Annotated in this window: 17 protein-coding genes; 5 read left to right on the top strand and 12 right to left on the bottom strand. The window is 68.2% G+C overall.

Annotated elements, in window-relative coordinates; all coding sequences use genetic code 11:
- Positions 1-61 precede the first annotated feature (61 nt).
- Together QHF84_RS13975 and QHF84_RS13970 are read left to right on the top strand one after the other, a co-directional pair.
- Complete coding sequence (locus QHF84_RS13975; protein WP_281313769.1) at positions 62-685, top strand: hypothetical protein; 624 nt, start codon at positions 62-64, stop codon at positions 683-685.
- Between the two features lie 391 nt (positions 686-1,076).
- On the top strand, positions 1,077-2,324 hold the full coding sequence (locus tag QHF84_RS13970) for an iron-containing redox enzyme family protein (protein ID WP_281313768.1): 1,248 nt from the start codon (positions 1,077-1,079) through the stop codon (positions 2,322-2,324).
- Between the two features lie 116 nt (positions 2,325-2,440).
- Here the strand turns inward: QHF84_RS13970 and QHF84_RS13965 are convergent, their stop codons facing one another.
- The 8 genes from QHF84_RS13965 to QHF84_RS13930 all read right to left on the bottom strand — a co-directional run bounded on the left by QHF84_RS13965 (position 2,441) and on the right by QHF84_RS13930 (position 12,770).
- Complete coding sequence (locus QHF84_RS13965; protein WP_281313767.1) at positions 2,441-3,595, bottom strand: DUF4388 domain-containing protein; 1,155 nt, start codon at positions 3,593-3,595, stop codon at positions 2,441-2,443.
- Positions 3,596-3,602: 7 nt separating this feature from the next.
- A complete protein-coding gene (locus QHF84_RS13960) occupies positions 3,603-4,628 on the bottom strand; it encodes an ATP-binding protein (protein ID WP_281313766.1) in 1,026 nt (341 codons plus the stop codon).
- A gap of 79 nt (positions 4,629-4,707) precedes the next feature.
- Positions 4,708-6,465 carry a hypothetical protein gene (locus tag QHF84_RS13955; protein WP_281313765.1) on the bottom strand — a complete coding sequence of 586 codons (1,758 nt, stop codon included), beginning with the start codon at positions 6,463-6,465 and terminating at the stop codon, positions 4,708-4,710.
- A gap of 19 nt (positions 6,466-6,484) precedes the next feature.
- The gene (locus tag QHF84_RS13950; RefSeq protein ID WP_281313764.1) at positions 6,485-7,213 is read right to left on the bottom strand and encodes an OmpA family protein; all 729 of its coding nucleotides are present in this window, start codon (positions 7,211-7,213) and stop codon (positions 6,485-6,487) included.
- A 16-nt stretch (positions 7,214-7,229) separates the two neighbouring features.
- Entirely contained in the window at positions 7,230-7,604 is a 375-nt protein-coding gene (locus QHF84_RS13945; protein ID WP_272419090.1) for a roadblock/LC7 domain-containing protein, read from the bottom strand.
- Positions 7,605-7,795: 191 nt separating this feature from the next.
- Positions 7,796-8,212, bottom strand: a complete 417-nt coding sequence (locus QHF84_RS13940; RefSeq protein WP_211365370.1) for a V4R domain-containing protein — start codon at positions 8,210-8,212, stop codon at positions 7,796-7,798.
- Positions 8,213-8,895: 683 nt separating this feature from the next.
- Complete coding sequence (locus QHF84_RS13935) at positions 8,896-11,010, bottom strand: ATP-binding protein (protein WP_281313763.1); 2,115 nt, start codon at positions 11,008-11,010, stop codon at positions 8,896-8,898.
- Between the two features lie 41 nt (positions 11,011-11,051).
- Positions 11,052-12,770 carry an ATP-binding protein gene (locus QHF84_RS13930; protein ID WP_281313762.1) on the bottom strand — a complete coding sequence of 573 codons (1,719 nt, stop codon included), beginning with the start codon at positions 12,768-12,770 and terminating at the stop codon, positions 11,052-11,054.
- A gap of 194 nt (positions 12,771-12,964) precedes the next feature.
- Here QHF84_RS13930 and QHF84_RS13925 point away from each other — a divergent pair, with 194 nt between their 5' ends.
- On the top strand, positions 12,965-14,341 hold the full coding sequence (locus tag QHF84_RS13925; RefSeq protein ID WP_281313761.1) for a hypothetical protein: 1,377 nt from the start codon (positions 12,965-12,967) through the stop codon (positions 14,339-14,341).
- Between the two features lie 85 nt (positions 14,342-14,426).
- Here the strand turns inward: QHF84_RS13925 and QHF84_RS13920 are convergent, their stop codons facing one another.
- The 3 genes from QHF84_RS13920 to groES form a co-directional block, all read right to left on the bottom strand.
- On the bottom strand, positions 14,427-15,353 hold the full coding sequence (locus tag QHF84_RS13920) for a YihY/virulence factor BrkB family protein (RefSeq protein ID WP_281313760.1): 927 nt from the start codon (positions 15,351-15,353) through the stop codon (positions 14,427-14,429).
- A gap of 146 nt (positions 15,354-15,499) precedes the next feature.
- Positions 15,500-17,128: a chaperonin GroEL gene (gene groL / locus QHF84_RS13915; protein WP_281313759.1), complete on the bottom strand. Its 1,629-nt coding sequence runs from the start codon at positions 17,126-17,128 to the stop codon at positions 15,500-15,502.
- Positions 17,129-17,166: 38 nt separating this feature from the next.
- A complete protein-coding gene (gene groES, locus QHF84_RS13910; RefSeq protein ID WP_153818762.1) occupies positions 17,167-17,463 on the bottom strand; it encodes a co-chaperone GroES in 297 nt (98 codons plus the stop codon).
- Positions 17,464-17,970: 507 nt separating this feature from the next.
- Here groES and QHF84_RS13905 point away from each other — a divergent pair.
- Positions 17,971-18,528, top strand: a complete 558-nt coding sequence (locus tag QHF84_RS13905; protein ID WP_281313758.1) for a hypothetical protein — start codon at positions 17,971-17,973, stop codon at positions 18,526-18,528.
- Positions 18,528-19,136, top strand: a complete 609-nt coding sequence (locus QHF84_RS13900) for a hypothetical protein (protein ID WP_281313757.1) — start codon at positions 18,528-18,530, stop codon at positions 19,134-19,136. Before QHF84_RS13905 ends, QHF84_RS13900 begins: the two co-directional genes overlap by 1 nt.
- On the opposite strand, the gene QHF84_RS13895 is transcribed toward QHF84_RS13900, so the two are convergent.
- Positions 19,133-20,140, bottom strand: coding sequence for an NAD-dependent epimerase/dehydratase family protein (locus QHF84_RS13895; protein ID WP_281313756.1), 1,008 nt, complete (start codon positions 20,138-20,140; stop codon positions 19,133-19,135). The two genes, QHF84_RS13900 and QHF84_RS13895, sit on opposite strands and share 4 nt — an antisense overlap.
- Positions 20,141-20,144: the final 4 nt, after the last annotated feature.

Raw genomic sequence — 20,144 nt, 5'->3', positions numbered from 1 at the left:
GGCCCCGGGGGACGCCGGAACCTCGCGCCATCCGCCCCGAACCTGGATAGGATGTGCCCTGATGACGAACGCCACGGACCTCGAACCCACCGCCCTCGCCTGGACCGAGGAGCTCGCGCGCGCGCTTCAAACGCGCACGGCGTGGAGCCAGCTCGGCACCGTGGAGATCGTCGAGCACTCGGGCGCGGCCACGCTCGGTGGCGTCATCGATCGTCGCCTCATCCGCCTCGAACCCGGCAAGCCCGTCGAGGAGACGCTCGAAAAGTGGCGCGGCTCGGCCGACGGTCGCATCGTCGACAGGCTCGTCGTGCAGGCGAACACGATGCTCCTGCGCCGCTTGCCGCCGGCGCGCGTGGTCGAGCCCTTCGGTCCTGGATGGCTCGCCGAGTTCGAGCCCAAGGGCCCGATCGTCGTGCTCGGCACGGCCGCCGATCTGGTGCACGTCGTGCGCACGTTCCGTGACACGCCGCTCGGCAGCCGCATCCGCCCTTCGGCGGCGGATTGCAGGCCCGGATCGCTCGTCGCCGTGGCGGGGGAGGGGCTCACGGCGACGATGGTGTGCATGGTGTCCTTGTCGATGACGCCGCAGGGCATTCACGTCGTCAGCGTCGTCGACAACAAATCGCGAACGAACGCGAAGCTCTCACGCGCCGACGCCACGCTCGCCGCGCAGCGCCCCGTCTGAATGCCAGAATCGTGCTCCGACCCGCGCGGGCACGAATCTCACGTTCCACGCACACCACACCGGTTTTTCTCGCCAGGTCGCTGGCGAATACGTGGAGTTGTGCGTTGTCAGTGAAAAGAATGGGATCCCATGCATTCGATGGTATTCCTGCGCGCAGCGTGAGCGTCCATTTCCTGTGGGAGGGCGTGAAACGCCTCGCTCCGCGACCTGAAACGGTATAGATTCGACCTTATCCATTCGTCCCAGCCGATCACGGTTTCGGTGGGCGAGTCGCCTGACGCATCGCAGCGCGCGAGGGTATCGACGCTGCGGCGCCAAACCCTGGCCGATCGAGGAGAAGTGTATGTCCGGAGAGGCGAAGCATGATAGCAATAATGTGGGCTGGGATGCCATGCCGCCCTCGTCGCGCGCGCCGGCCTTCGTGATGACGCCAGAGGGGTCGAACAACCCCGACCGGAAAGGCGCCGAGGCGGCGCTGCACAACCTCAAGCAGGCCCAGGCCGAGCACCCGTTCTGGCGGAACCGCTTCTTCAAGGCCTGCACCGCCGGCCACCTGACGAAGGCCGATTTTCAGTTCTTTTTCGGTCAGTACTACCTCTACAACCGGAACTTCACGCGATATCTCGCCGCGCTGATGGCGAACGCGGACAACGATTACCATCGCGCCCGGCTGTCGGAGAACCTCTGGGAGGAGGGCGGCGGTCAGGAGACGGACAAACGCCACGCCGAGATCTTCCGCAAGTTCCTCCGCGATGGACTCGAAATCGACATCGATAAGACCGACTACCTCGACGCCACGCGCTTCTTCGTTCGTGAATTCCTCGATTTTTGCCTGCGTTCCCACCCCGCCGCGGGCTCCTCGTTCCTGTCGCTCGGCACCGAGGGCATCGTCTCGCGGATGTATACGATCATGGTCGAGGGCATGCTCAAGGCCGGGATCCCCGAGGAGTTCCTGACCTTCTTCCGCATTCACATCGGCTGCGACGACGAGCACGCGGCGACGCTCGAGGACATGATGCTGTCCTACATGCACACGCCCGACTGGTACAACACGTGCCTGTCGTCGATGAATTACGCGCTGAGCCTGCGCCACCGCTTCTTCGAGAGCCTCTACGACGCCATCCAGGGTCGGAAGCTCCAGGGCGTCCTGAGCCGCATCCAGGCGCGCCGCTCCCTCGCCCCGCAGTACCCCGATCCCAGCCTGATCCGCTTCTCCTCCGGCCAGCAGGGCGCCCCGCTCTACGAAAACGAGACCGAGCGCCAGAACGTGAAGGTCGCCGTCGAGCGAATCCCCTTCAAGTCGGAGATCATCGACACCCGGATCGTCCGCATCCCGCCCGGCAAGCTCAACGAGCGGCACAAGCACGCCCACGAGATGATCCTCCACATCGCCGCGGGCACCGGCCGCGTGCAGGTGAACGAGTCGACCGTCGACGTGAAGGCCGGCGATACGGTCTTCGTGCCCCGCTGGTCGCTCCACCAGACGCAGAACACGGGCGACGGCGAGCTCGTGATGCTGGCCTTCACGGATTACGGCCTCACGCGCCGCGCCTACCAGAATGAGCCGTCCCCGGCGCGCCCCGCCCCGCGCAAGGAAGAGGGCGTGGTCGCGCAGGCCGTCGCCGACGCCGAGGAGTAAACACGAGAGCGCGCGCCCCGGTCCCCTCCCGGGGCGCAAAAAACGAGAATGGCCCGGCTGGAGCAGCCGGGCCATTCTTCATTTGAGGCCCAATGGTTGGACCCCGAAGCGATCCGTCAGAATCGCTTGTTGGGATCCTGGTCGAGCTTCTTCAGGTTGAGCTCGATGCGGCGGTTGCCCGGGTCGAGCTCGAGGGCCTGCTGCCAGAACTTGCGCGCGTCCTCGCGCTGGCCGTTGCGCAGCGCCGTGAAGCCCTGATCCATGAGCGACGCGACCTCGCGCTCCTTGAGGCGCGCAGCGATCTCCTCCGGCGTCTCCTCGGGCGGCGGGGGAGGCGGCGGCGGAGGCGGGGGAGGCGGCGGCGGAGGCGGCGGCGGCGCGAACGCATGCGACGAGAGGTCTTTCGGCACCGGCGGCGCGTTCAGCGCGTCGAGGCGCATGCGCGCGTTCGTCGGGATCTGCGCCTTCTGCTGGAAGACGGGCTCCGCGCCGAGGTCCCAGTCGTCCTTGCTGCCCTGCTGCTGCGTGATGCGGCCAGGACGCACCGACGGGCGCGGCGCGTCGTCGTCGGACGGGCCGAAGCGCGCCTTCTCGTCGAGCTTGCGCACGCCCTCCATCAGGATGTGCTGGTAGTCGCCGGTGATCGTGCGCTCGAAGTCCGGCGGGAACGGCGCCATGTTGAAGACGCCGTCCTCGACCGCGATCATCTCGTGCACCGCCTCCTCGCCGACGACGTTGTTCCAGACCGCGTGCACGATGTCGCCGTTCTGGATGAGGATGATGCCCGAGACCGGCCCGCGCGCGATACGCAGCGCCGTCGTCTTCCGGCCGAGGCAAAGCATCTGGATGACGTCGACCGCCGAGAGCTCCGAGAGGCTGCCGAGCAAGCTGTCGTGCGTCTCCATGGCCTGCAGGAGCGCCGCGCGGAGCTCGTGCAGATCGAAGGGCTTGCGCATCAGCTTGAGGCAGCCGACGGCGTGCGCCTTGTCGCGGATCGTCGCGACGTCGAACGCGGTCATCACGATCGCCCGCGTATCGGGCGTCTCCACCGCGGCCCAGCAGACGAGGTCCATGCCGCTCATGCCCGGCAGGTGGACGTCGGTCACCAGGACGTCGATCGGCGTCTCGCGCAGGATCTGCCGCCCGATCTCGGCGTTCTTGGCCAGGAGGACGTCGTAACGATGGTTGTCCTGGTAAAGGAACCGATGGAGAGCGAGGACGATCCCGTCCTCGTCGTCGACGATCAGCACTCTGTGGCGTCGCTGAGCCATGGCTGTTCTACCTGCCGGTCATGATGGGCAACGTGATCGTGACGCACGTTCCCGAGACGTTTCCGCTCCGTCCGCCAATCGTGATCGATCCACCGTGGTCGGTCACGATGCGATAACATATCGAGAGCCCGAGCCCCGTTCCCGTGGGCTTGGTCGTGAAGAACGAGTCGAAGACCTTGTCGACGATCTCCTCGGGGATCCCGCTGCCCGTGTCCTCGACACGCAGGACCATCCGATCGTCCTCGATGCCCGCGTAGACCTTCAGCTCCCCGCCCTCCGGCATCGCGTCGGCCGCGTTGATGAAGAGGTTCAGGAGGACCTGCTGGAGCTGGTCCTGATCGATCCAGAGCGGGCGCAAGAGGCCGTAGCGCGTGCTGAAATGGATGTTGTTGAGCCGCCCCTCGGCCGCGCCGCGCGCGCGGTTCACGATGGTCGGCAGATCGGCCTTGCTGCGCCGGGGCGGCCTGTGACGCACGAAGCCGAGGAGCTGGCCGAGCATGTTGTTCAGCCGGTCGATCTCGCGGTTCACCGCGTGCAGTGAATCGCCGAGCCCGGCCTCGGCCGCCTCGTGCTCGATCGACTGGATCGTCGCCTTGATCGCGGCGAGGGGGTTTCCGATCTCGTGCGCGACCATCGCGCATGCTTTGCCGACTTCGGAGAGCCGCTCGAGCTGCCTGCGTTCGGCCTGGAAGCGCTCGGTCTCCGTGACGTCGTGCATCGAGATGATCGTGCCGAGTCGAGCCGATCGGATGACGCGGAAGCCGACGATGGTCTTGGTGCCCGATTCGTCGAAGGCCTCGACCGTGAGCTCCTTCGTGCGCTGCGGGCCGTCGCGCCCGAGCTCGCTTTCCACGTGCTCGAAGATCTTGTTGATCAGCGGGGCGCCGCCCGCGCGTCGCGTGATCAGGTCGTCGGCGACGCGGTTCGTCACGACGACCTCGCCTCCCTCGTCCACGATCACGACACCCACCCCGATCTCGTCGAGCAGGGTGGTCCCCGATGAAAACGGCACGTTGGGGCGGTTCTTCCTCATGGTTTGGAGAGGGGAGGCGCAGCGTAGGCGCAGAGATCGTCCATTCTACGCCGCTCGCGCCACCCCCGCGGTCTCAACGTCAACCGTAGCCAAAGAGCTTGGTGACCGTCTTCACGACCTTCTCTTCGGCCGGATCCGGCGTCTCGTCGCGGAAGCCGAGGACGCTGAGCGCCAGCGTCTCGTCGGACCACCTGAGCCATCGCGTCCGCATGACCACGTTGTTCACGTCGAGGATGTGGATCACGTGAGGCTCGGCGATCGGCAGGAGGTTCCTCACCCGATCGCTCACCTCGGACACGACCGAAGCCGCGGCCGCGAGCTCGTTCTGATACCGCACCTCGCCGGCCGCCGCGATCACGAGACCACGCGTATCCGCCAGCACGACCGCGCGCCCGCCCGTGTCCTCGCGGAGCAGCGAGCTCATGCCCTCTTCGAGCAGCGTCTCCAGGCGCTTGTCCGTGTTGCGGAAGCTGATGGGAGCCGTGCTGATCGGCGCCTGGCTCGGCGGAGCCTTCTCCATCGAGCGCGCCGCCGTCATGGCGAAGGTCTGCGCCTCGAGGTCGATGATGCGCCGCCGCATGTTCTTCGCCTCGATGGCGATCGCCTCGAGCTCCTCGACACGCCTTCGGAGATCGCTGTTCTCGTTGGCGTAGTAGTCGAGCTCTGCGGACTTCTGCTCGAGCGTGCGAACGCGGAGCGAGAGCTCGTTGTTCTTCTTGTTGAGCCCCTCGGCTTCCTTGCGCAGCTTGTCGGCCTCGGCCGCGCTCGCGCCGCCGCCCGCCGCCGCTGCGGGCGCGTTGGCGGAGGCTGCCTTGAGCTTCGCCTCGAGGTCCTGCACCTTCGCGCGCGCGGTGCCGAGCTCCATGCCGAGCTTCGCCGCCTCGTTCGCGGCTTGCTGCAGCGTGGCGATCTGCGCCTGGAGCTGCTGCACCTTGGTCTTCTCGGCCGCGAGCTCCTGACCGACCTTGCCGGCGTCGCCCGTCGACTTCTGCGCCGCCGCGAGCTTCTGCTCGAGGTCGCGCACCTTGGTCTTCTCGGCCTGGATGTCCTGCGCGAGCTTGCTCGTGCCCTCGGCCGTCTTCTGCAGCGCCGCGACCTGCGTCTGGAGCTGCTGCACCTTGGCCTTCTCGGTCGCGAGCTCCGCTGAGAGCTTGTCCGAGCCGCCCTGGCGCGTCTTGAGCTGCGCGTTCTCCGCCGCGAGCTGCTCGGCCCGCTGCGCCGACGCGCGGAGCTGATTCGCTTGCGCCTGCGCCTCGCGGAGCTGCGCCTGCGCGGCCTGCACCTGCGCGTTCGATTCAGCGAGGCGGCGCTCGAGATCCTGCCGCGCTCCGTCGTCGCCGCGACCCGCTTGCGCCTGGGCCATCGCGGCTTGCAGGCGTTGCTCGAGGTCGTGGGCGCGGGCGCGCTCGGCTTGCAAGGCCTGCGCGGCTTGATCGGCCGCGGCCACGCGTTGCCGGAGCTCGGCGTTCTCCTGCCGGAGCTGCGCTTCCGCAGGCGACGGGCCGCTCGCGGCGGATCGCGCGCGGTTCACCTCCGCCTGGAGCTGGTTCACCTGCTCGCGGAGCTTCTGCGCTTCACCCTGGGCCTTTTGCGCGGCCTCGGTGCGCGCGCGCTCCGCGGCTTCGGAGGCCGAGCGCGAGAGCTCGGCGTTCTGCTGCTGCAGGGTCGCGAGCTGGGCCTCGGCTTGCTGGCGTGCCTCTTTTTCGGCCTGGACGAGGCTCGTATCCGCGGCGGCGCCGTTCTTCGAAGGGAACGCCCTGCTCACGAGCAGGCCGGCCCCGAAAAACAGCCCGGCTCCAGCCGCGGAAGAAAGCCATATCGATTGGATCAGGTCCATTCCTTCCTCAAGTCCTCGGCTACCGCCACTCGATCTCGACGCGCCGGTTTCGGCTCCAGGCCGTCGGGGTGTTCGAGGCATCTGCGGGCTTCATTCCGCCTACGGCCTCGGTCGTAATCCTGGAGTGCGGAATGCCGTTCGCGTGGAAGAAGTTCTCCACCGCCGCGGCGCGCTTGCGACTGAGCTCCAGGTTGTGCTCGCGCGATCCGAGTTGATCCGAATGCCCCCGGAGGTGGATGCGCAGGCTCGGGTTCGCCTTCAGTTGCTTGAGGGCCTCGTCGAGCGTGCTCTTGGCCGACAACGTCAAGAGATTCGAATCGATCTCGAAGAGGATGTCGGGAACCGCCGCGGGTTTGTCGCCGGAGGCCACCGCCGGGGGCGAATGCTTCGGCGGAGGCTCGGGCTCGGGCTCCGCCGTGGGGGCCGGCGGAGTCGCCGTGGCCACCGAGACCACCGGCTGCGCGGAGGTCGTCGCCGTGGGCTCGGGCGCCGTGTTCTGCGGCTCGGGCGTGGGGGCCGGTTGTGGAGGCGGCGCGACGGCGACGCTCGGGCCAGGCGTGGCCGGAGGCTTGGGCGCCGAGGTCGCCGAGGTGGTCGCCCCCGGCTTGGCCCCGGTCACCTGGGCCTGCTTCGCCTGCTCCTCGGCGTACTCGGGCGCGAGCTTGAGGTTGATCAGCCCGACGTCCGCGAGACCGAGGAGCAAAAGCCCACCAAAGGCCAGCCGAGCGTTTCCTGTCGAGTTCGCCATAACAATCAGGCCGCCGTCATACGATCTTGGACAGCTCGGTCACGCGCCGGCGGATATCGAGGAACACGAGGCCGAGCTTCGCGTCCGGCGTCGTGAGCACGATGAGCAGCGATTCCGCGCCGACCGCGTTCAGGATGACGTAGCCCTGACGGCCACGCACGTACGTCTGCTCCATGGCGCCACCCATGAGCTCGTGGGCGATACGCTCACCGACACCGAGGAGCGCGGCGGCCATACCGGACACCAACTCTTCGTCGATCTCGTTCGGGAGCAGCGAGGCGATGATGAAGCCGTCGGTGCTCACCATGGCCGACCCGATGATGTCGGGCGATACCGAACGAAGATTGCGAAGAATTTCCTGGATTTTTTCGACTCGACTTCCAGCTGCCACGTCTCCTCCTGTGCGGGCAAGCCGAGCCCGAGTTCGTGCTCGAGCTCATCATTCAACCCGGGCGCCGCGTCCGGGACATGTTCTGCCCTCTCGCACTGCTCTCCGGAGTCCCTCGGTCCACCGTCCACATGGACGGCTCTTCGGAAGACCGGCGAGTGGGCGAGGCCGCCACCTCCACGTGGCGGCGTCGTCTAGCCCAATTCGACCGTCACCTGGCACGTGCCTTCGCCATTGGCGCCGCACTTCGTCTCGTACGCCTTCGGCTTCTTCTTGATGAGGACCTCGGTGATCCCGGCGACGAACCCGACCTCGAAGTGGCAAATGCGCTTCGAGATGCTCGCCATGCCCGCGCACGTGATGCACTCGTCCAGATCCACCACGAGAAGCTTGTCATCAAGCTGGCGGGGGATGAGAATGCCGATACGCGAATCGCGCACGAACTGGACGACCTCCTTGAGGTATTCGTCCGTGCTCGGCTTGTACAGCATCTGGCCCGCTTCCTTGCCGAGCTCCCTACCACCGTTCTGGAAGACGACCGCCGCCCCGCGCCCCAGCACCTCCTCGACGTACCCGGCCGAGAAGTGACGGAACACGCGAAAGACCAACAACGGAATGTCGTTTCCCAGAATCGGCCTGTGGGTCTGAGCGACTTCTTGGATGAGACCCATTAGAGCACCTCATTGTCCTTGGATTGACCTGGACTCACACCGACCTCCCGTGATGCAACCCGACCCGTGCGCGGCCGGCGCGGGGACACCCGCCACCCGCCGCCTGCACACGCCCTCGCTCAGGCAGGGCGGCGGGCGGACCCGCGTGCCAGCTCGGCGGGGTAGAGGCAGAGTGTACCGTCGGTTCGACCATCGCGTGAAAAATCGGCGGGAAGTCCAAGCGTTGACGTTGCACCCCGGGGCGTGTGCCTACGAGGTCGCGGAGGCCGGGTGCGGTCCATGGACCCGCCCCGGGTTCCGCAGAAACCTTGAACCAAGGCAGGATAGACTGAAACGGACCCCGATGCTAGCCAAGAAATCCCCGCCAAGGGGCTCCGGGCACCGCGAGGATACGCGGCATCGCACGCGATCACAAGAAACCATCCAGCACGTCGATCACGTACGACAGACCCGTTCGGAAAACCGGACGAACCGTGCGTCAGATCGCTCCAGATGAGTGTTGTGATTTAATTGTGTGAATTGGAATGCTGATTTGGATCGCCGGCACATGCGCGACCATGTGCCGGAATGTGTGAGGCTGGGCCTCCGAAGGCGAGGCCCGGGCGGGTGGGCAGGAAAAATCGTCAGGCTGCGACCGATGGTACGGACTGGAACGTCGCAGCAAGGACGTCGGGCGCCGGTAGGGCGACCGACGAAAGTCCGCGCCGCGCCGCCGGGAGCCACGATGCCGGATCGCCCACGATGCCCCGCGCCATCGACTCGAGCAGCCGTCGCCGCAGGAGATCCTTGCGCCGGTAAAAACTCGCTCCGTGCTCGGCGTTCGCGTGCGGGACGTAACTCGCGAGCGAGACGTGTGTCTTCTCGTGCAGCATCAGATCCACGAGCGCCCCGAACGCCGCCGGATCGTCCTGCTGCAGCACGGACACGAGCAGCGCGCGCACACGCGCCGACGCGAGGTTCACGCTGATGCCACTGCCGTCCGTGTGCGCCATCTCGTCCGGGCCGTAGAGATCCTGATGCACGGAGATCGGCGAGGGCGTGAGCTCCGCCGCGATCGAGATCGCCGCGTCGATCCCCTCGAGCACCGTCATCGCCGCCGCGAGCGCGTCGACGCCCGGCACCGCCTTCGCCGTCGCGAGCAAGGTCTCCCGATCGATGCGTTGCATCGCAAGCGCGCCGATGCGCCGGCCCCTTCGATCCTGCGAGCTCGCCGCCGCCGCCGCCGCGGAGGTCGCGACGAGCCGCCGCCAGAGCGCATCCGCGAGCGGATCGTCGAGCGAGACGTACGTGCGACCCGGCAGCATCGGTTCGCCCATCGGTCGAAGCGTGCCCGCGCGGTAAGCGCCAAGGAGATGGCGCAAGGTGACGATGCGCGGGTGCTGCTCGTGCTCGTCGTCGATGGCGATCACGCGGATGGCCGGCGTGTCGAGCAGCGCATCCGCGAACCGCACGACCTCCTCGGGCGCGGCCACGGTGGGGCGACGCTGCGGCCTTCGTTCGGACTCCGGCGGCGGGGAGCTCGGCGGCGTGATGAGCGACCAGGGCTTCGAGGATCGGGCCGCCTCCGTGAGCTCTTCAGGCGCGCTCGCCGTCGCAGGCTGCGTGGGCTGGCCCGCGAGCGCGGCGCAGAGCAGGCGATCGAGGACCGACGAGAGGCGATGATCCACGGCGCGGAGCAGCTCGCGATCGTAGAGCGCATCATGGAGCACGAAGCGCTCGAACGCCGCGATGAGCGCCGACTCGACGGCCGCCGATGCGTGCGCCGCCGCCGCCGATCGACCCTTGTTGAGCGGCACCTCGGGCGGCAGCTCGACGACGATGCCGAAGCCCGCCGAGACGATCGCCCGCGCGAGGTCGCGATGGAGCGAGAGCTCGGGCGCGGTGAAGAGATCCTGACGGACCGCGACGAGCAAGCCGCCTTGCGTGATCGTGACGTGCGGCAAGGCGCCGTCGCCGCGACCGACCCAGATCGAGAGCTCGCCGAGCGGGCCGGTGAGCGAGCCCCCGATGTGCGCGCGCGCGACGCGGCGCATGCGCGTGCGCGCGACGTTGATGAGCACACCGTCGACGTAGATCCGAGCGATGGAGGGATCGACGAACGACGCAGCCGCGGCGACCTCGGAGGCGAGGACCGAGCGGCTGATCGGCTCGTCGAGCAGGAGGCGCACCGACGTGCCCGTCCAGCCCTCGACGTGCGGCAGCGGCCGGAGCGACCAGGCGAAATCGGTGTAGGGCGGTCCTTTCCCGAGCGGCTCGACGCGCAGGAGGTGGCCCTCGGTACGCGTGCGTGTCTTCACCTCGAGGCGCGGCGCGATCTCGAGTGCGCTGAAGAAGCCGATGCCGTGCTCGCCGATCGCGAGCTCCTCGCCCTCCTTGCCGCTGCGGAACGGGACGAGCAGATCGCCGAGGACCTCGTCGGCCGTCATGCCACGCCCGCGATCGGTCACGATGATCTCGGTGCCGCCGAGCCCCGACTGCACGTCGATCGCAGCGCCGCGCGGCGAGGCGTCGAGCGCGTTCTGCACGAGCTCACGGAGCGGCGCGATGCGCGAGGCGCTCTGCGCGTAGATGGTGCGGGAGAGGATCCGCTCGGCGAGATCGGGGACCGTCGCCTCTCTGCGGCAGGCCTCCACGATGCTAGGGCGCGCCGCGCGGCTCGCCGCGAGGTAGGCCGCGGAGCGACCATGCACGCGCACGAGGAGCAGGTCCGAGAGACGGCCAGCGTAGACTTCGGTCATCGGTTCCCCCCTGATGTTCCCACCGCCCGAGGCGCGCTCGGTTACGCCGATCCCGTGACCCCGATCGGCTCGCTGACGATGAGCTCGCGCTCGAGATCCGGTTCACGCATGCCCGTCGCGCGATCGAACGCGACGCGTAGCGCGTACTGCTCTGCCCAGCCCACGCGCCGCGCGACCGCGGGTGCGTCCTCGCGCACGAGCAGCGCATGACGTGTCCCGAGGCAAGGCAGCGGACCCGGCGCGCTCTTGCGGCCACGCGCGAGCGCCACGGGGACGGCCTCGGGGCGCTCGGCTCGGTGCGCGAGCTCCACGATTCCGGGCAGATCCGGACGGCGACGCGCGAGGCTCGACAGGCTCTCGGCGTGATCGATCTCGAGCTCGCGCGCGAGCAGCTCCCGCTCGCCGGGGATGAACCCTTGCCACTCGCGCTCGGCCCAGAAGCTCTCGGGGACGAAGAGCCGGCTCTCCACGTTGCTGCCGAGGAAGCCGATCAGAGGCTCGCGCCGCTCCGGCCCGACGAGGTAACGATCGGGACCGAGCAAGGCCCGCGAAAGCTCGGGCGCGACCTCGTTCCACGCCGCGGATTGCAGCATCAGCGCGCTGATCTGCGCGGCGACCTCCGCGAGGCGATCGGCCGTCTTGCGGGTCGTCCCTGGGACGCGGGAGAGATCGACCAGCCTGCGGTAGAACGCCGCCGCGGTCGCGCGGAAGTTGCGGCACGGCTTGAGCGCATCGCGTCCCTCGGTGAGCTCGACGGCGGAGGGAAAGTCGATCAGCGCGAGCTCGGGGATCGCGAGGCAGCCTTCGACCTTCACGCCGGCGTGGTATGTCGCAGCGCAGATCCCCGTCACGAGCGAGCGGCCGCCCACGTAGAAGCGCGCCACGCGGCTCGGATCCTCGGGCGAGAGCGCGTCGGTGAAGTGCGAGCCTCCGGCGAGGTAACGGCCGTCGTTCAGCGGCACGCCGTCGAGGTTCACGATCGCGCGTTCCTTCGGAAAGAAGTGCAGCGCGTCGCGCAGGTACGCGCGGAGCGGCTCGGCCTCGACGAGCAACGAGCGCACCTGCACGCGCGTCCCGGCGCGCGGCGTGAGCCTGCGGATCGCGCAGATGAGCGACGACGGCTCCGGCCCGTCGGCGAGCACGGACAAGGACCAGCCCGAGGCCCCGTCGCCCGTCTCCACCTCGATCGAAAGCGTGGCCGGATCGGGCAGCCCCAGGCCGATGACCGAGAAAAAGCCCACGCCGAAGCGCCCGAGGTCCACGCCGGGCCGCTTGTCGGTGGCGAACGGCACGAGCAGCCGTGACAGGATCGTCCTGAGATCCATGCCGATCCCATCGTCGGTCACGGTCACCACGCCCTCGCGTACGCGTACGTCCACGCGCGCTGGGTGCTCGGGTGTCGCGTCGATCGCGTTGAGCACGAGCTCGACGACGGGCCGCAGCGGGTGGCCGAACTGCCGGCCCACCTCCTCATCGAGGATCTTGAGCAGGTAGGCCCGATCCATCGGCGGGCGGGCCGGCGTCCCGGTGCCCGAGACGAGCGCCGACAGCGCCGGCCGGTAGAGCCCGATGGCGACGAGCTCGTGCAGCGAACCCAGGAAGCAGAGCTCGCCCTCGCGCACCCCGCCGCGGGCGATTCCGCCGGCGCGAGCTGCCGCGAGGTCGATGTGCGTCCTCGTGAACGGCCCTGCGTGCGCCGATTGCTCGGCCGGAGGCGTCCCGAGGGGCGAGGAATCCGGAGCGCTGCGTGCCGTCGCCATCGAGCTAGCAATGGTGGGCCAAGTTACCTCCCGCGCAAGGGGGGGTTCCGCTGCCGAGCGTTCTCTTTGGCTTGTGTTCTGGGCGTCTCGACGCGGGTCCGCCCATTTCGGTCCGTGCGCGCTCGTCGTGGTCGATTTCGAGGTCTGTCTTCTGATACGCTCGGGTCGTTTTCCTTACGACTGAGGAGGAAACGATGGCGGGGTTTCGGCGGTGGCTCGGCGTGAGCCTGGGGCTTGGACTTTCGATAGGAATCGGGCTCGGGGGAGGCTGCGGGGCGGGGGGAAATAGCCGGCCTGGCAGCGGGGGCGAAGGCGGCGAGGGCGGATCGGGAGGATCGGGCAATGGTCCCGTCGGGCCTGGAGGCGGCGGCGTCGGTGGATTCGGCGGCGGCGTGGGCGGCGGCGGCCCGGCTTGCGCGAAGTTCACGGCGGAGGCCACGCAAGCGCCCGCGGCCATGCTCACGGTGCTCGACGCGAGCGCCAGCATGAACAAAGCGTCGAAATGGGGGACGGCGCAGCTCGCGATCAAATCGGCCATCGACAAGGACGTATTCGACACGATGTCCCTCGGCCTCACGGTTTTCCCGTCGAGCTTCGTCAACCCGCCGCCTTGCGTTTGCGCCTATGTCGGGCTCGATCAGGCGACGTGCAATGCCCTGCTCGCCCCGGGCGTCTCGTGCGGCGTCTCCGTCCTGCCGCAAGTGCCCGTCGCGCCGGCCGGGAAAGATAAGACGAACGCCCCGACCGGCGTGCGCCGTCAAATGTACGATTGGCTCGTCGCCCATCCGCCGCTCAGCAACGGCGACGACGGATCTCCGATTTACGACGCTCTCCGGGCCGGCTACGAATCGCTGAAATCCGAGAACATCGCCCGGCGCATGCTCGTGTTGATCACGGACGGCGGCTTCTCGTGCACCTCCGTCGCGAGCCCGGCCCGTCCCGGGTACGCCGACGATTACAGTTGCCCCGACTGGGAATATCCGGACAGCGTGAATTCACTCATCACGTCCGCCCGCACCGACCCGAACAAGCCCATTTTCACGTTCATCGTGGGCGTGCCCGGCTCGAACAGCACGGGCGTCGCCGTCGACGGGTTCGCCACGCCGCCCTACAACATGCTCCTCGCGCTGTCGACCTACGCCGTGAGCGGATCGCCGGACACCGTGGATCCAGACTGCTCGAAGGACGCCACCTTCACGCAAGGAGGGGCTGCCCCTGCCAAACCTTGCCACATCGATCTCTCGAACGGCGCGCAGTTCAACGCCGACACGCTGGCCAAGGCGATCGCCGACGTCCGCGGCAAGGCGCTCGGCTGCGTCTACGATCTGCCGCCCCCGCCGCCCGGCGAGCAGATCGACAAGAACCAGGTCAACGTGAACCTAACGCTCGACGGGATGCTACAAAGCCTGAAAAAGCGCTCGAACCCGCTGGATTTCTGCCCGCAGGACGGCTGCTGGGACTACACGCAGGACGGCAAGGTCCAGCTCCTGGGCAAGGCCTGCGAGGCCCTCGGCGCCGCCACCGATGCGAAGGTCGACATCCAGGTCGGCTGCGAGACGATCCTCAAATAGAAAAACGTTTTCCGCGCCAATCGGTTTTCGCGCTGTCTACTCTCCGAAGCCGCTGCGCGGGGGCGTCGCCCCGGCGCGGCGGCCGTCACTCGCTCGACACCGTCCTCTTCGGCCGCAAGACCGACGCCGGCGGCGGAGGCGGCTGAATCGAGCGCGGCCCCTCGGCCTTCGGCGAGAGCCAGCGCTCCGGCGCGTCGTCGTGTGGATCGCGCACGCCTTCGAGCTGCGCATTCACCTCACCGCCGACGAGCAGCGATATCGAGATGAGCCAGAGCCAGAACAGGAGCACCGCGACGTTCGCGAGCGTGCCGTAAAGCGTCGCGTACCGCGCCAAACTCCGCACGTAGACCGAGAACAACGTCGAGACGATCGCCCAGAGCGACACGGTCACGATCGCGCCCGGCCAGACGCGCCTCCGCACCGTGGGCGGTCGCGTGATCGTGAGGCGGAAGAACGCCGCGACCAGCGCGATCAGGATCACCGCAGGCCCGAGCGCGGCCACGAGGGCGCCGCCGAGCGTGCCGGTCAGATGCGTGAACACGATGCCCATGAAGGTGGCGATCCCGACCGCCGGGATCGCGCCGAGCACGAGCCCGAGACCGACGAGGCGACGCTTCCACCAGGGACGGGGCGTGCACACGAACATCGTCTCGAACACGCCGATCGCCGTCGCTGCGCCGGCTGACGAGACCCACAAGAAGGCGAGGAGACCGAGCGGCGCGAGCACGAGCGCCTTCGCGTCGGAGATGCGGAAGAAGTCCTCGCCGAGCGCGGCCGAGACGGACGGCGGGGCCGCGCTGAGCAGCGAGCCGAGCAGCTCCGCGGCCGCGTCGCGCAGCCGATGCAGCGCCCAGCCGGCCACGGCGAGCAGCGGGATGATGCTGAGGAACGCGTCGAACGCCATCGCGCTCGCTGCCCGCGGCGCCTCGTGCAGGTCGAGGTAGTGGACCAGCCGGCCGAGCGCCCGGAAGGCGGAGCTCGCCAACCCGGAGAGGTGCCGCCGATCCCACATGCCTCCACTGTAGCAAGGCTCCGGCCTCGATGGCGCGTTGTGTCGTCGCGTTTGTGCGCCATGGAAAGCAAAAGGCCGACGCCTCAGGGCGCCGGCCTTCGCTGTTCTTTCACGATTGCGTCGTGGGTGTCACGACGCGCTTCGGATCAGAAGTCGTGGTTGTGGCCCGCGTGCGCGCCACCAGCCGCCGCCTTCTCCTCCTTCGGACGCTCCGCGATGAGCGCCTCGGTGGTGAGCATGAGGCTCGCCACGCTCGCGGCGTTCTGGAGCGCCGAGCGCACGACCTTCACCGGGTCGATGACGCCCATCGCGAGGAGGTCGCCGTACTCGCCCGTCGCGGCGTTGTAGCCGAACGAGCCCTGACCGTCGCGCACCTTCTGGACCACGATCGAGCCCTCTTCGCCGGCGTTCGCCGAGATCTGGCGGAGGGGCTCCTCGATCGAGCGGCGGATGATGTTCACGCCGAACCGCTGCTCGTCGTTCACCTCGAGCGAGGCGAGCGAGGCCTGCGCGCGGATGAGCGCGACGCCGCCGCCGGGGACGATGCCCTCTTCCACGGCCGCGCGGGTCGCGTGGAGCGCGTCCTCGACGCGGGCCTTCTTCTCCTTCATCTCGGTCTCGGTCGCGGCGCCGACCTTGATCACGGCCACGCCGCCGACGAGCTTCGCGAGGCGCTCCTGGAGCTTCTCGCGATCGTAGTCGCTCGTCGTGTGCTCGATCTGGGCGCGGATCTCCTGCTGACGCGCCTTGATCTTGTCCTTCTTGCCCTGGCCGCCGACGATCGTCGTGTTGTCCTTGTCGATGATCACGGTCTTGGCGCGGCCGAGATCCGAGATCGTGACGTTCTCGAGCTTGAGGCCGAGCTCCTCCGCGATCACCTGACCGTCGGTCAGGACCGCGATGTCCTTCAGCATCTCCTTGCGGCGATCACCGAAGCCGGGCGCCTTCACGGCCGCGCAGTGCAGCGTGCCGCGGAGCTTGTTCACGACGAGCGTCGCGAGCGCCTCGCCCTCGACGTCCTCGGCGATGATGAGCAGGTTCTTCTGCTGCTTCGCGATCGCCTCGAGGACCGGGAGGAGGTCCTTCATGTTGGAGATCTTCTTCTCCGAGATGAGGAGGTAGGCGTCCTCCATGACGCACTTCATCGCCTCGGCGTCCGTCACGAAGTACGGGCTGAGGTAGCCGCGGTCGAACTGCATGCCCTCGACCACGTCGAGCGTCGTGTCGGCGCTCTTCGCCTCCTCGACCGTGATGACGCCTTCCTTGCCGACCTTCTCCATCGCGTCCGCGAGGAGCTTGCCGATCGTCTGGTCGCCGTTCGCGCTGATCGTGCCGACCTGCGCGATTTCCTTCGCGTCCTGCGTGAGCTTCGCCGAGCCCTTGAGGTTCGCGACGATGGACTCGACCGCCTTGTCGATGCCGCGCTTGATCTCCATCGGGTTGTGGCCCGCCGCGACGAGCTTGGAGCCCTCGCGGTAGATCGCCTGGGCGAGCACCGTCGCCGTCGTGGTGCCGTCGCCGGCGATGTCGCTCGTCTTCGAGGCCACCTCGCGCACCATCTGCGCGCCCATGTTCTCGAAGCGGTTCTCGAGCTCGATCTCCTTCGCGACCGTGACGCCGTCCTTGGTCACGGTGGGCGAGCCGAAGCTCTTCTCGATGACGACGTTGCGACCCTTCGGGCCGAGCGTGACCTTCACGGCGTCGGCGAGGGCGTTGACGCCCGCGAGGATCATGCTGCGGGCCGACTCGTTGTAGATGATCTCTTTGGCAGCCATCTCGATATCTCCAAAAATTCAGGGGGCCACGGCCCGCTTCACGCCTCGATCACGCCCAGGATGTCGTCCTCGCGCAGGATGAGGTGCTCCTCCCCGTCGAGCTTCACCTCGGTCCCCGAGTACTTCCCGAAGAGGACGCGGTCGCCTTCCTTCACGTCGAGCTTGCGCACGGTGCCGTCCTCGAGGACCTTGCCGTTGCCCACGGCGAGGACGGTGCCCTCCACGGGCTTCTCCTTGGCGGAGTCCGGGATGTAGAGCCCGCCCTTGGTCCTCTCCTCTTCCTTGAGTCGCTTGACGATCACGCGGTCCTGCAGCGGCCTGATCTTCGTCGCCATCGTGAAACCCTCCGGGGGTGGCCGAGAGCCACCAGATCCCATTCGCAATGGGCAGGCGCGGGGCGCGCGCATTCATCTGTGGGCGCCCCCGCCACATGCCCGATGAGCTTGCGGTTTTTCGATTGTTAGCACTCACGGGGGGTGAGTGCTAACGAGCGGCGCGGAAGATAGTCATGGTCGTTCGGCTGTCAAGCGGCGGAAAATCGCGGCCTTCGCGATCGCTGGCAGCCGCCCCAGGGGGTGGCCACAAATCCTCGGAATCCCTCGTAAAACCGTCTGCCGCACGCTGGGCGTCGTGCGCCCGCCGCGGTAGATTCCGTTCATGAGGCCCGTGTCCGGCCCCGAGCCGGCCGCGAGCCCTCTGTTCCCGGTCTTTCGAGGACGAGCTGTTCAACCGGGCGCGTGGCGCCTGCTGGATTTCGGTCCCGAGGCGCCCCGTCCAGGACGAGGTGCCCCGTGAGCCGTACCACCAGCATTGCGATCTCTCCCAGTATCTCCGACTACTTCATGAGCGCCGTTGGCGATGCGCTGCGCTCGCGGAAGATCGAGGCCTCCGCGGCGGCGTCTCATTATCTCGTCGGCGTACTCTGCGATTACGCCCACCCCAGCGAGGAAAACGAGTCGGCCTTTTCCCGACCCCTCGCGTTCCAGCTCCGCGACGCGCTCGAAGCCTCGGGAGCGGCGCGCTTCCGACGCCTGCGCGCGCTCGGCGACGGCGTGCTCTACGGGGTCGGCTTCTTCGGCGGCCACGTCGAGCTCAGGGGGATCGATCGCGGCTACGTGATCCGCGTCGGCGCGACCGCCTACGACAACGCCTCGGCCATGCTGCGCACGCCGGGCCAGCGCGCGACCCACGACGTCCTGTCCGAGCTCGCCGATCGATTCGAGCAATTCGTGGAGGTCTTGAACGAGGTCGCCGACGGCGCGATCGCGAAGGGCGCGCAGGGCCAGCGCGGCCTGCTCAAGCTCTACGAGCGCTGGCTACGCACGGGATCGTCGCGGATCGCGGAAGAGCTCGGCGCGCGTGGGCTCGTGCCCGTGCGAGGAAAGGAGGGCGTCCACTGATGGCGCCCTCGCTGCCCGCGCGCATCCAGGCAGCGCTCCGCGACACGTACGGCATCCCCGAGGCGCCCTCGGTGGAGGACTTCATCCGGCCGATCGACGCGTCGGACGACGAAGGGCGCGAGGTCCTTTTCGTGCGCGAGGACGAGGACGGCATCTCGCTTTTGTTGCACCTGCCGCGCGCGGCGCTCGAAGCGAAGAACCTGCCGTTCGACCTGCTTTGCCAGGTCGTCGAGGGCGTGAGCCATTTCCTCTACCTGGCCGAGCGCGCGCGGCGTGAGCTGCCGGCCACGCAGCTCGAGCTCGAGCTCCAGGCCGAGGTCGACAAGTACGTGCTCTTCGTGCACGGCCCGCTCGCCACGCGCCGCTTCGATCCCGGCCGCGCGGCGCGCATCCGCGCGCGGCTCTTCGAGGCCGTCGCGTACCTCCACCCGCCGGGCACCGAGCGTGGTGATCGCTACCGCCTCGCGAACGATCTCGCCGCCCGCTTCGCCGGCCGGCTCGAAGAGACCTTCGCGCGGCGCGGCCACTTCGATCGGATGCGCCGCGCGCTCCGCTCTTTCTACGCGGCCGGACAATCCGACAAGATCACCCTCGCCCGCGCCGCCTAGACCATCCCGTTCGTCCGGAAATACTCGACCGCTTGCTCTACCGAGGTCCGGAGCGGCGTGCAGGGCATGCCGAGCTCGCGCCGGGCCTTCTCTCCGCTGAAGTAGGCGTACTCCTGCATGTAGCGGACGCTCTTGTACGTGGCGATCGGCGGCGCGTGGCTCACGTGGTCGGACCAGAATTCGAGGCCGGCGGCCATGGTCCGCGCGAGGCCCGAGGGGATCGGCAGCCGCGGCGCCTTCTTCCCTGCGACCTCGGCGACGAGCTCCAGGAACGCGCGGAACGTGACGTTGTGGTTTCCCAGGATGTACCGCTCGCCGATGCGCCCACGCGTCTCGGCCGCGACGTGCGCCACGGCGACATCGTCCACGTCGACCGCGCAGAACCCGCCTTTCCCGACGCCGGGCATCTTTCCTCGGAGGAACGAGAGGATGATCCCGCCGGTCGGCGTGGGCCCGATGTCGCGAGGCCCGAAGGGGAACGCGGGGTTCACGATCACCACGGGAAAACCCGCCTCGGCGAGGCGCATGACGACCCGTTCGGCGTGGTACTTCGAGGAGATGTAGTCGTTCGCGATGTTCCAGAGGTTCCACGGCGTCGACTCGTCCGCGGGCGTCCCGTCCTCCTTCAAGCCGACGGCCGCGATCGAGGAGGTGTAGATCACGCGGCGTACACCGACGTCGCGGGCCGCGAGGAGCGAGGTCAACGTGCCCTCGATGTTGACGCGGTGGATCGGCGTGGGATCGGGCATCCACACCTTGTAGATCGCGGCGAGGTGGTAAAACGCGCCCGCGCCTTCGAGCGCCTTGCGCATGCCCTTCGCGTCGCAGACGTCGACCTCGACACGTTCGAGTCGATCCGCGGGCAAACCTTCGAGGTTTTTCGGATTCGCCCCGGGCTCGACGAGCGCGCGTACCTTGCGGCCAGCTTCGAGCAGCTTGCGGACGACGGCCGAGCCGATGAATCCCGTGGCGCCGCTCACGGCGGCGAGGTCCTGGGTGGTCATGGTG

This window comes from Polyangium sp. y55x31 (genome assembly GCF_029946505.1).
GTDB lineage: Bacteria > Myxococcota_A > Polyangia > Polyangiales > Polyangiaceae > Polyangium.
The sequence above is the reverse complement of the archived record's forward strand: the minus strand, read 5'-3'. Positions and strand labels throughout refer to the sequence as shown.